This window comes from Serpentinimonas raichei (genome assembly GCF_000828895.1).
Lineage (GTDB): Bacteria > Pseudomonadota > Gammaproteobacteria > Burkholderiales > Burkholderiaceae_C > Serpentinimonas > Serpentinimonas raichei.
On the sequence record NZ_AP014568.1, the window covers coordinates 2397098 to 2410531 of the forward strand.

Annotated in this window: 3 protein-coding genes; 1 reads left to right on the forward strand and 2 read right to left on the reverse strand. The window is 64.9% G+C overall.

Annotation, left to right across the window (positions count from 1 at the left end):
• Window positions 1-87 precede the first annotated feature (87 nt).
• Complete coding sequence (locus tag SRAA_RS11190) at window positions 88-12321, forward strand: retention module-containing protein (RefSeq protein ID WP_045532781.1); 12234 nt, start codon at window positions 88-90, stop codon at window positions 12319-12321.
• 273 nt (window positions 12322-12594) lie between these two features.
• Here the strand turns inward: SRAA_RS11190 and SRAA_RS12360 are convergent, their stop codons facing one another.
• Window positions 12595-12909, reverse strand: a complete 315-nt coding sequence (locus SRAA_RS12360; RefSeq protein ID WP_045532783.1) for a helix-turn-helix domain-containing protein — start codon at window positions 12907-12909, stop codon at window positions 12595-12597.
• 3 nt (window positions 12910-12912) lie between these two features.
• Window positions 12913-13263, reverse strand: coding sequence for a hypothetical protein (locus SRAA_RS11200; protein WP_045532785.1), 351 nt, complete (start codon window positions 13261-13263; stop codon window positions 12913-12915).
• Window positions 13264-13434 lie beyond the last annotated feature (171 nt).

Consider the following 13434-nt stretch of genomic DNA (forward strand, 5'->3'; position numbering starts at 1 on the left):
CCGCAAAACTGTACCAAAGTCCAATAGCCAAAGGCCGCCGCCAGCCCTTAAGCTGCGCCCATCGTCATACCCCACTGGAGCGCCACCATGAGCCAAGCCACCGTCACCTCCATCACCGGCAACGCCGTCATCGTCAAGGCCGACGGCACCACCCGTGCCCTGCAAGTAGGCGAGGTCGTGCAGCGCGGCGACGTCATCCGCACCCAAGCCGGCGCCCGAGTCGAGCTGCTGCTGCCCGACGGCCAGATCATGGCCATGGGCCCCAACCAGGCGCTGCGGGTCGATGAAACCATCGCCCTCACCGACGCCACCCCGCAAGCCGCCGACGCCGCCGTGCAGCCCACCACCGTGGCCGAAATCGTCCAGATTCTGGAGCAAGGCCTCGACCTGCTCGAGCAAGTGGACCCCGCCGCCGCCGGTGCCGTGGCCGCCGGAGCCGGCGAGGGCAGCGACTTCGTGCGCCTGCTGCGTGTGGTCGAGCCGGTTGATCCGCTGGCGTTCCAGTTCAGTGCCGCTGCCGCCGACGTGGACGACGTGATCGAAGGCGCTCCGGCCCCCGTCACCGTCGATCTGGCCTTTACGCTCGAAGAAGAATCTGTCCCCCTGCTCGAAGGCAACGACGAAGCCGAAGACGGCCTGCCCTTCACCCTGAGCGGCAACTTCCTCACCGGCATCGGCGGCTTTCTCAGCAGCTTCAGCGTGCCCGGCCTAGGCTTCATCACCATCGCAGACGGCGGCAGCACCTTGGCTTTCGATGCCGACGGCCAAGTCATCCCCCCCGGTTCCACCACGGCGCCTGCGGTGCTGCTCTTCGTGCAGCCCAATGGTAGCTACACCCTGACCGTGGTCGGCGCGCTCAACCACCCCACCCCCGGCACCGTCGAAGAGCTGCTGGCCCTGAGCCCCATCGCCCTCGTCGGCACCGCAGGCAGCGGCGGCTACCTCACCATTAACCTGCAACTCAATGTGCAAGACGACGTGCCGGTGGCCTTGCAGGATGAAGGCGAAGGCGGGCTGGTGCCGCGTGCGGACTTGATCGAGCTCGACGAAGACGCGCTTGAAGGTGGAAACACCGACAACGCCCGTCCGGGCGAGACGGCCGGCAGCGGCTCAGCCAGCTCCAGCGGCACCATCGTAGACAACGTCAACTGGGGCGCCGACGGCTTTGGCCGCGTCACCGGCGTGAGCTGGAGCGGCGGCAGCGCGGCGGTGCAGCCCAATTCCAGCGCCACCTTGTTCATCAACGCCGACGGCACGCTTGGCACGGCCGACAGCGCCGCCATTCGCCTCACGCTGGGCGCTGACGGCGCATACCAATTCGAGCTGCTGCGCGCCCAAACGCACGGCGCCCAAGGCGAAGACCTGCAAGCGTTGCTGCAAGGCGGCTTCACCATCAGCGCCGTTGATGGCGACGGCGACCCGATCGTGGGCGGCGTGCGTGTCAACGTCGATGTGCTCGATGACATGCCGGTGATCGAGTTGGTCGGTCCGATCCCCGACGATGACAACGGTTACGGTGATGACTTCCCGTCCAATGGCGATGGGCCGTTTCCATTGCCCCAATTGACGGTTGATGAGACCAACTTCGCACTCGATGACACCTCCGACCCCGGCACGGTGCACTTCAGCGTCAGATTTGGTGCCGATGGGCCCGCAGTGGACGGCAGCAAGCTGTACGCGCTGGAAGCCGTGGCGGACACCGACACCGGCCTGACCGACACCGCCACTGACCAAGCAGTGCTCATCCGTCTTGGCACCGGGGCCGATGCAGGCAAAGTCTTTGGTGTGACCGAGACCGATGGCGACACCGTCTTCATCATGAGCGTCAACGCCACCACCGGCGAAATCACCTTCGACCAGCAGCGCGCCGTGGTGCATGGCGATGCCACCAACCCCGACGACATCGTGAGCATCAGGGAAGGCGTCATCAGCCTGCGCCTGACCGCCACCGACGCCGACGGCGACACCGCCACCGCCACGGTCGATGTGGGCAGCTTGGTGAGCATCCTTGACGACGGCCCGAGCCTCAAAGTGGGCGTCACCGACGCCCACACCTTGGACGAAGACGGCCTCCCCGGCGGCAATGCCGACGCTGGCCGCGACGGCGAAAGCACCGGCAGCGGCTCCACCAGCGCCAGCGGCACCATCGTGGACAACGTCAACTGGGGCGCCGACGGCTTTGGCCGCGTTACGGGCGTCATGGTTGGCGGCACCGCCGCCACCTTCAACGCTGATGCCGGCACCTACACCATCAGTAACGACGACTACACCCTCGTGGTGCAAGAAAACGGCGACTACACCATCACCCTCAACCGGGCGCAGGCGCACGGCGTCCAAGGCGAAGACTTCAAAGCCCTGCTGGCCAGCGGCTTCACCGTCAACGCCGTTGACCGCGACGGCGACGCCGTGCCCGACGGCGTGACTGTTAACGTCGGCGTGCTCGACGACATCCCGGTGATCGACGTCATCGACCTCAGCGGCTCATTCACCCTCACCGTCACCCTCAAGGGCTCTGACGCCGGCTACGACAACAGCTTTGGCTATTACATCAAAGATGCCAACGGCAACCCCACCACTGGCGTGGTGATCTGGGACAACGTCAAAGACTTCGACGTAACCCAAATCACCCTCACCGGCCACACCCCGGTTCAGGTTGGCTTCTTCATCATCCCCAACGGCGATCGCCTCAACCCCAACCTTGGTCCCAACACCGCCGTCACCTTCCAGCAAGTCAATGGCAACTGGCAGGCGGTGCCGGTTGGCGGCACGGCCCCCTTGGTCGGCGCAGGGGCCAGCGTCCTGTTCGATGCAGTGGCGCTCAACCCCGAGGGATCGGCCCAAGTGGATGACAACGCCGACCCCGGCAACCTCAACTGGGAAGACATTCTGGGCGGTGGCGACGGCGACTTCAACGACGTCAACATCAGCTACGCTTGGACCTCCAACCTGCCCGTGCTCACCACGCAAGACGCCGACACGATCGACACCGTCACCAACAGCACAACCACGCCGGTTTCCGACACCGCCAGCGCCAGCTTTGCCAGTGCCTTTGGCCGCACCTACTCCTACGGTGCCGACGGCGCCGGGACAGTGGAGTCCAACTACGTGCTGTCGATCGGCAGCAACGGTGCCACCGGCTTGACCAGCAACGGCCAGCCCATCACCTTGACGATGGAGGGCGGTGTGGTGTTTGGCCGCACTGGCAGCGGCAGCACAGCGATCGACATCTTCAGCATCGCGGTTAATCCCGGCACCGGCCAAGTCACCCTTACCCAGTTCGCCGAACTCGACCACGTAGGCGAAGACGCCGACAGCGACGCCTTCAACAACAGCGCCGCCCTGCTCGGCCTGCCCGCCGACGTGCTGTTCCTGACCCGCACCGACACCATCACCGACCGCGATGGCGATGTGGCCCGCGACAGCCAAACGCTCGACATCGGTGCGGCCGTGCGCTTCGAGGACGACGTGCCACGGCTGGATGCCAACAACGGCACCGACACCGTGCGGCTAGACGAAGACGACCTGCGCGCAGTGCGCGGCACGGGCGAGAGCCAAGGCAACGATGCCGCGCCGCCCGAGCCACTCAGCGCCAGCGGCAGCATCGTGGACAACGTCAACTGGGGCGCCGACGGCTTTGGCCGCGTCACGGGCGTGAGCTGGAACGGCGGCACGGCTACGGTGCCGACCGGTGGTTCAACCACGGTCTTCCTTGGTGCCAACGGCCAAGTGCAGGAAGGCGCAACCGGCGCCGCCGTCAGCCTGCTGGTCAACGCCAACGGCAGCTACACCGTCACCTTGCTCGACAACCTGCTCATCGGCGGCGCGGGCGAGAACGTGGTGAGCCTGCTGCAAAACGGCTTCACCTTCCAAGCCGTTGACGGCGACGGCGACGCCGTCGAGGGCGGCGTGCCGGTGCGCATCCAGATCACCGACGACGTGCCCGTGGCCGTGGCCGGTGCCGCAGTGAGTGCCACCGTGGCCGAAAACGACATCAACACGCCCCTCTCCAGCGGCACCTCGCCCAACGACGGCAACGCCGACGGCTCCTTTACGGGCGACCCGGGCCAGAGCCGAGGCCCCGCCCAAGTCAGCGGCTCGCTGGCCACCTTGGTCAGCTTCGGTGCCGATAGTGCGGGTGCCAACGGCTTTGGCTTGGCCACCGATTTCACGGCCCTTGCAAACCAAGACCTCAGCTCCAAGGGTGTGGACCTGAGCTACGCCGTCAGCGGCAACACGCTCACCGCAACGGCAGGCATCGGGCAGGCGGCGCGCACCGTCTTCACGCTCGAACTCCAGCCCAACGGCAACTACACCTTCCGCCTGTTCGACCAGCTCGACCACGCAACCGGCCAGGGCGCGAACAGCTTGGCGCTCGACCTCTCCTCCGTCATCCGCGCCACCGACGCCGACGGCGACGCTCTCACGCTCAGCCGAGGCTTCACCCTCAACGTGACCGACGACGTGCCCAAGCTCGACGGCTGGAAGCCCGCAGGGGGCGTGGTAGAAGAAGAAGCGCTGCCGCGCGGCAACCGAGAGTGGCCAAACCTTGGCTTGGTGGAAAGTGGCAGCGTCTCCAGCCAAGTCGAGGCAGGTGCCGACGAGGGCCTCAGATTCACCCTCAATCCCCTCACCGGCGGGCTGCCAACTCTGACTTCCGGTGGTGTGGCCGTCACCTACGCCGTCAGCGGCACCACCCTCACCGCCAGCGCAGGCAACACTTCCGTCTTTACGCTGGTGCTGCAAGCCAATGGCCAATACACCTTCACCTTGCGCGCCCCGATCGACCATGCCTCGGGCAACGGCGAGAACTCGCGCACCTTGGACCTGTCCTCGGCCATCGTGGCCACCGACTTCGACGGCGACGCGCTCACGCTGAGCAACGCCTTGAGCATCACCGTCATCGACGACATTCCGCGTGACCCGGATATCGAAGGACCGACATGGGTGCGTGAGGATGCTGCCAGCCCAATCACCGGCACTTGGAGCAACGCCGTAGGTGCCGACCAAGCGGGTTCGTCGATCGTGGTGCGCGTAGGTAGCCAAGACCACGCCCTCGACAGCCCCATCGCCGTGACGGTGGGCAACCAAAACATCGGCACCCTGACCGTCATCAGCGGCGGCACTTGGAGCTTCGACCCGAACCCTAACCTGAACAATTCCAGCGGCGTTGACTTCAACTTCACCATCCGCGTCACCGACGCCGATGGCGATACGCAGTCCGACAGCCACCGCATTACGGTAAAAGACGGCACCGACCCGAGAGCAGGCGGCTCGGTCACGCTGGCGCTGGACGAAGAAGCGCTGGGCAATGCCAACGCCAGCGGCAGCAACCCGACCAGCACCCTCGAACAAGTCCAAGCGAGCGTGAGCTTCACCGCCGGCTCGGACGACCTGCTGGGCTTTGCCTTCTCCAACAGCTTGGCGCAACTGGTGCGCAACACCAACGCTGTCACCGGCGACGAACTCGTTTGGACGCGCAGCACAGATGGCCAAACCATCACCGCCACCTTTGTCAACACCACGCAAGTTGCCCTCACCCTCACCCTGACCGCCCCGACGAGCATCGCGCACGGCCAAACCGGCAACGTCACCGTCACCGCCACCCTGTCGGACAACCTGCGCCACGCCATCGGCAACGGCGAGCAGGTGCTCAACCTCGGCTCCATCCAGGTCGTGGCCACCGACCGCGACGGTGACACGGCCGCGGCCACCTTTAACCTCTCGGTCAAAGACGATGTGCCGAGCATCACCACCTCCCCGACCCAAGCCCTGCGCGAATCCTTCGAGGGCTTCGTCACCGACGAACCCAACCAAGGCGGCTGGTTCGTCGTTGGCGAAGGCGGTCGCACCCTCACCGGCAACGACGGCATCGTCTGGACCCTCAACGCAGCCGGCATCGAAATCCAGCGCGGCGACGTCGGCGGTGCGCTGCCCTCCGATGGCAACAACAAAGCCGAGCTCGAAGCGCACAACCTCGCGGGCGGCAGCCCCAGCACCCTGAGCGTGCTCTCGACCCGGATCGACGTGCCCGGCACCACCTTTGGCATGTCCTTCGACTACCAGCCGCGCCCGGCCGACCGCGCCGACAGCGCCATGACCGTCAGCCTCAACGGCGTGCAAGTCACCATCAGCGCCGATGCCAACGGCGTTGTCACCGTCAATGCACCCTCTGGCGTAACCGTCACCCAGACCCCGGGCAGCAACGGCTGGACCGGCATCGCCTTGGTCTTTAGCGGCCTCACCCCCGGCCTGCAGACCCTGAGCTTTGCGGGTTTGTCCGACAACCTCGACGGCGACACCTTGGGCGCCTTCCTCGACAACATCCGCCTGTCGGCCAACAACCCCTTGCTGGTGGATGAAACCCTGATGGGCACCGATGCCAGCGGCGGCGGCGCAGCGCAGCGCTTCACGGTCAGCTTCGGTGCCGACGGTGCGGCTGCGAGCAACGGCGGCAAGGCCTACGACTTGGTAGCCACGAATGGCGCCGCCACCGGCCTGACCGATACCCTCAGCGAAGAGCGCGTAGTGATCCGGCTCGGCACCGGCACCAATGAAGTCTTGGGCGTGACCGAGTTTGGCGGACGGACCGTCTTCGTCATGAGCGTCAACCCCACCACCGGCGTAGTCACTTTCGACCAACAGCGCGCCGTGGTGCATGGCAACCCCAACAACCCCAACGACAGCGTCAGCCTCAATCCGAACGTCATCAGCCTGCGTCTGACCGCCACCGACGGCGACGGCGACACCGCCACCGCCACGGTCGATGTGGGGCGTTTGGTGAGCATCCTCGACGACGGCCCGAGCATCGACGTTGCCTTGTCGACCAACGGCCCAGCGTTGCCCGTGCTCACCACGCAAGACGCACAGACGATCGATACCGTCAGCGGCATCGTCACCACAGCGGTTTCCGATACCGCCAGCGGCAATTTCGCCAACCGGTTCACGGTTACACCTACCCCCAGCGCCGATGGCACCAGCGGCGCCGGCACCCATATCACCACCTACGCCCTCGGCGTCGGCCAAGCAGTTACCGGCCTCACAGCCGGCGGGCTAGCCATTACGCTGTACTTGGGCAGCAACGGCAAGCTGCTCGGCTCCACCGCCACCTCGGCCGGCGGCATCACGCCAGCCAACACCGTGTTCGACATCAGCGTCACGGCCGCAGGCCAAGTCACCCTGACCCAGCACAGCGAGATCGACCACGCCATCAGTGGCAGCCTGCTGGGCTTGAACGCGGGCACCGTGCGGCTCACCGCCAGCGCCAGCATCACCGACGGCGACGGCGACACGGCCCGCGACAGCGAAACGCTCGACATCAGCGCCTCCTTCAAGTTCGAAGACGGCACCCCGCCCGTGGTCTCGATCAGCGCCAACCCGGACACAGTGAATGAGGACGGCACCACCAACGTCACCTTCACCGTCAGCCAAGACCGGCCATCGACGACCGACACCGTGGTGACCATCGGCCTCACCGGTACGGCCACCGAGGGCACCGACTATGCGGTGACTGGCCTGACCGGCACCGTCACCCGCACCGTGACCATCCCGGCCGGTCAGACCAGCGTCACCTTCAGCGCCGACCCGACACCCGACATCCTCGACGAAGTCAACGAAACCGTCGTTGCCACCATCACCGCAGCCACCGGTGCCACGGTCAGCACGACTGCAAGCAGCGCCACGGCCACCATTTTGGACAACGACACAGCGCCCACCATCGAAGGCGCGTCGGCCAGGGTATCCGAAGAAGGCCTGCCCAACGGCATCCCTGACACCAGCGGCACCCCAGCAGACAGCACCAACAGCGCCAGCGCCAGCGGCACCATCGCCCTCACCGGCAACGGCGCGGCTCCCTTGACCGTGGCCTTGGCGCTCACCGGCTTGCCCACATCGATCGGCGGCACGGCACTCACCTGGAGCCATGGCGCCAACCCAACGGTGCTCATCGGCAGCTCGGGCACGACGACGCCGGTCCCGGTCATCCAGATCACGCTCAACGGCGGCAACACCGCCGTGGCTGCGGGTGCCACGTCCGTGGGCTATGCAGTCACACTGCTGCAACCCATCCAGCACCCCAGCAACAGCGTAGAAGACGTGCTCCCGTTGAGCGTGGGCCTGAGCATCACCGATGGGGTCAACACCGCCGACGCGGGCCTCATCCACATCACCATCGAAGACGACATGCCCGTCATCACCAGCGCGGACAACCTGACGCTGGCCAACCAGGTGACGAGCCAAACCGGCAACATCAACGGCTTGCTCTTCGGAGCCGACGGCCCCGCAACCGCGCAGGCCCTGCGCTTGTCGGGCTGGCCCGATCTGCCTGGCATCTCCGAGACCCTCTCGAACGACGGCAAGACCCTCACCGCCACCATCGATGGCAGCGGCTCGTCGCCCACGGTGTTCTACACCTTGGTGTTGAACGACAGCGGCGGCTACACCTTCACCCTCGTCACGCCGCAGCCGACGCAGACCATTGCCATCGGCGATCAGTTTGGCGCTGGTGGGCGCCAGGAGACCATTGCCGTCACCGCAGGGACCAATGTCGTGACCTTCGACGGCCTGCTGTTTAACAACGCAGCCGGTGTGGGGGCACCGCAGAACCACCCTGAGCAAGGCAATAACAGCGATGACCTGAACCCGAATGACAACGGCTTTGGCATCCAGAACGGCAACCTCGACCACAACGAGGGCTTCCGGGCCAGCATGACCAGCCCTGCAGACGGCTTGTCCTTCACCGTTGAGGGTTTTGGGGGCAACGTCGACCAAGTGACCGTCGAATGGCGCGCTTACGCGACCGACGGCACGACCGTGGTCGATGCCGGCACCTTGGCCCTGTCGGGCTTGCGCACGGCAGGCCAGTTGGCATCGATCCAATCCGATGCCGAGTTCTCGCGTGTGGACGTGCGTTTTGTCATGGACAGCAACGAGTCGGTGCGGATTCAGAATTTCAACGTCATCGACCGCATCACCCCGCCGGATTTGGCGCTCGGCTTCCAAGTCACCGCCACCGACCGCGATGGGGACGCGGTAACCGCCAACTTCACGGTCAACGTCAACCCCAGCAACGTGCCCACGGTGCAAGTGGGCGCGCCCGGCACCGCAACGGGCGACATCACCGTGCCCGAAGGCGATCCGGCCGTGTTTGAGGTGCTGGTCAACCACGCCGCCGCCGGCTCGACGCTGGTGCTCACGCTGGCCGACGGCACGGCTGTCAACCCGGCCATCAGCCCGGCCGACTACAGCCGCCAAGTGTTCGAGTTCAGCCTGAACGGCGGCACTTGGACCGCCTACACCGTAGCCATCGTCCTGCCAGCGGGCAGCAGCAGCGTGCTGGTGCGCACCAACACCGTGGGCGACGCGCTCGTCGAAGCCAACGAGACCTTCACCTTGGGTGCCACGCTCAGCAGCTCGAGCACGGTCGTGAGCGACAGCGCCACGGCCACCATTTTGGACAACGACACAGCGCCCACCATCGAAGGCGCGTCGGCCAGGGTATCCGAAGAAGGCCTGCCCAACGGCATCCCTGACACCAGCGGCACCCCAGCAGACACCACCAACAGCGCCAGCGCCAGCGGCACCATCGCCCTCACCGGCAACGGCGCGGCTCCCTTGACCGTGGCCTTGACGCTCACCGGCTTGCCCACATTGATCGGCGGCACGGCACTCACCTGGAGCCATGGCGCCAACCCAACGGTGCTCATCGGCAGCTCGGGCACGACGCCGGTCATCGAGATCACGCTCAACGGCGGCAACACCGCCGTGGCTGCGGGTGCCACGTCCGTGGGCTATGCAGTCACACTGCTGCAACCCATCCAGCACCCCACCAACAGCGTGGAAGATGTGCTCTCGTTGAGCGTGGGCCTGAGCATCACCGATGGGGTCAACACCGCCGACGCGGGCCTCATCCACATCACCATCGAAGACGACATGCCCGCCGTGCCGCCGGCCATCAACGTCAGCATTAACGAAAGCGGGCAATCCAACCACAACGTCATGTTTATCCTCGACTTGTCGGGCAGCATGGACGACGACGCCCTACCTGCCGCCGGCATCCAGTCCCGTCTGTCGGTGGCCAAGGATGCGATGGAGCGGCTCATCAGCACCTACGACAGCATGGGCGAGGTGAAGGTGCGCATCGTCATCTTCAACGACACGGCGTCTGCCGTGGGCGCCGAATGGATGACTGCCACCGCAGCCAGAACTTGGATCAACGCCCTGGCCAACGACGCCGGCAATGGCTTCACCAACTTCGATGCCGCCCTCAACTCCGCCATGACTGCCTTTGGGTCAGCGGGCAAAATCCCGGCTGGCGTTAACGTGTCGTACTTCCTCTCGGACGGCGAGCCAAACCGGGGCAGCGCACCATTCATTGAGAACGGCCCCACCGCCGCCACCGCCGACGACAGCGGCATCGGCACCCAAGAGCAGGCCCAGTGGGAGGCCTTCTTGCGCACCAACGACATCAAATCCTTTGCCTTGGGCATGGGCGCTGGGCTGGTGGTCAATCCGGGTGCGCTCGACGACGAACTCGACCCGATTGCCTACGACGGCGTTGTCGAACAAAACCTCAACCCGATTGCGGTCACCGACCTGTCGCAACTGAGTCAGGTGCTCAGCGGCACCGTGAGCAGCGCCAGCACCGTGAGCGGCAACCTGCTCACCGATGGCAACCCCGATGCACGCTTTGGCGCCGATGGGGCCGGCACGCGCCCGATCCACTCGGTCACCTTCAACACTGTGGAGTACACCAGCGCATCCGCCCCCCAGTTCAATGCAGACACGCAGACCCTCACGCTGCAAGCCAATGGTGGCACGCTCAGTGTCAACTTTGCCACCGGGGCCTACAGCTTTACTACCAGCGCCAATCCCAACGACTCGACGAACGCGTTTACCTACAAAATCGTGGACCGCGACGGCGACACCGCCATCGGCGTGCTCAACATCAACGTGATTGATCACAACCCGGTAGCCAACCACGACAGCGCCACCGCCCGCGAGGGGAACTGGAGTCTTGGCACTGAAACCAACCGGACGGTGAAGGTGCTGCAACCCGAGAGCTGGAGCGCCAGCACCACAACAGAGGTGGATGGGAAATGGGAAATCGATCCGGCCCATCCCGGTTCCGTAGTGACTGTGCAAACCCCCACCTTCACCTTCGATGCCAACGCCTCCAACCCGGCCACGGTGCGCTTCGATATCGACGTCGATGGGTATCGCAGCAGTGACGACGTGGTGCGGGTGGAGCTGGTGAACACCGCCGCCACCGGCACCCCGGTCCAAACCCGCACGTTCAGCGGCAACGCCAGCGACCAAACCTTCAGCGTCACCACCGGCGGCACCTACTTCTTGCGCCTCGTGGGGGATGACAACACGAGCAGCGGCAACCTGAAGGCCTATCTGGATGACTTGCAAGTCACCAGCCGCACCTTCACCCCGGCCCGGTGGGTGACGCAATCCGTTGCCACGCCCAATATGCTATGGGTGGCGGGTTTGGTGGCGGTGGGCAATGTGTTGGCCAACGACGACGTCGGCATCGAGGGGGCGGTGGTGTCACAGGTCACGGTGGCCAGCACGGTGGCCACCGTGGAGGCCACCGGAAACACGCTGATCGTGGGCCAGTTTGGTACCCTGAGCATCAACGCCCAAGGCGCCTACACCTACACCCCGAACCAGCGCGACAACCCGAACGGCGCGCAAGACGTGTTCAGCTACACCATCCGCCAGCCCGACGGCGACACCGCTACCGCCAACCTGACGGTCAACCTGACCAACTTCACCTACAGCGCAGCGGCTACCGATGGCGCCCAATTGGTAGGCGGCGGCGACGGCAACGACACCTTGGGCGGCCTGGGTGGCAACGACGTGGTGTATGGCGGCGCTGGCAACGACGCGCTCGATGGCGGCGCCGGCAACGACCTGCTGCTGGGCGGTATCGGCAACGACACCCTGACCGGCGGTTTGGGCGCCGACGTGTTCGCATGGCGCTTGGGCGACCAAGGCAGCACCGGCACCCCGGCGCGCGATGTGATCACCGACTTCACCCCCGGCCAAGGCGACGCACTCGACCTGCGCGACCTGCTGCAAGGCGAGAGCGCGACCAACCTCGGCAACTACCTGCGTTTTGACACCGAAGGCACGAAGCTGGTGTTGCTGGTCGATCACGACGGTGGCACCGGCACCTTCGAGGCCACGCAGCACATCGTGTTTGACAACTTTGCCGATCGGGCGGCACTGGCGCAGGCGCTGGGCATGTCGGGCACTCCGAATGATGCCGATATCCTCACCAGACTGCGCGAAGGTGGCCACTTGCGCACCGACTGATCGGCCCGCGGTGCAATAGCAAAGGGGGGCGCAATGCGCCCCCCTTTTTTGCTGGGTGTGTTCGCGTGTGCTTCAGGCTGGCGGTGCCGCCGCCCCCGCAGCCTACTGCTCCAACACCTCGCGCGCGTGCTGCTCGCCTTGGCGCACGATGGTGTCAAACCGGTTCCACTGCAGCCGCAGCTCTTGCCTGCGCGAGTAGTTGCTGGCGATGCAAAAAAAAACCTTTCCGCAGATCGACCACGTCGGCCTGGCCGCCGGTGAATGTGTGGTGGCTCAAACCGTTTCCAAGCGTTGCACCGTATCTGGGAATTGCGAAACCATCCGAATCAGCAGCACCGCTTGAGCGTTCGGCTTTGCTCGACCCTGCTCCCAGTTCTCCAAGGTTCGCGGGTTGGTGCGTAAGTAGCGTGCAAATAAGGCTCGCGAGAGGTGAAGTTTCTCGCGCACTTGGATCAATTCCTGAGGCGCCAATGTGGGAACGGGTTTGTCCTGTACCTTGATTTGCCGTAAAGTCAGCTTGCCTTCACGTTCAGACTTCAGGGCGTCAAAGCCTTCCAGCAATTCAGCAAAAACATCACGTTTTTTCATGGTTCAGCACTCCTTGGGTTGACGGTGTTGGCGTTCGGCATCCAGCAGTTTCTTGATGGCACTGCGTTGTTCGGCCGTCAGATCATCGGCTTGGTCTTTGTCGTAGAGGGTGAACAGCCAGAACTGGCTACCCCCAAGCCACCAGTAATAAATCACACGCAACCCGCCACGCTTGCCTTTGCCGCGTAGAGGGTCTGGTTGACGAAGCTTGCGCAGACCCCCCGTGCCTTTAATCACATCACCGGCCAGAGGGTTGCGCATCAAATCCAGCTGCAAAGCCCGATAGCCTTCATCGTCAAGGTAGTTGGCGCGCTGCCGCTCGAACGGCGGGAGCTCGATAAACAAAGCATGCACGGGACGAATTATACGCAAGTTACGTACAAACATCAAGTCTCCGTTCAGGGGGAGGTTACAGGGGGAAAATGGGGCAGACCACGTTTTTATCGTGCGCCCAGCACGGGCTGGGGCCGCTTAGGCCACAAGGTAAAAGCGAAGGACCGAACGAGTGTGAGTGAGCCGAGGGCT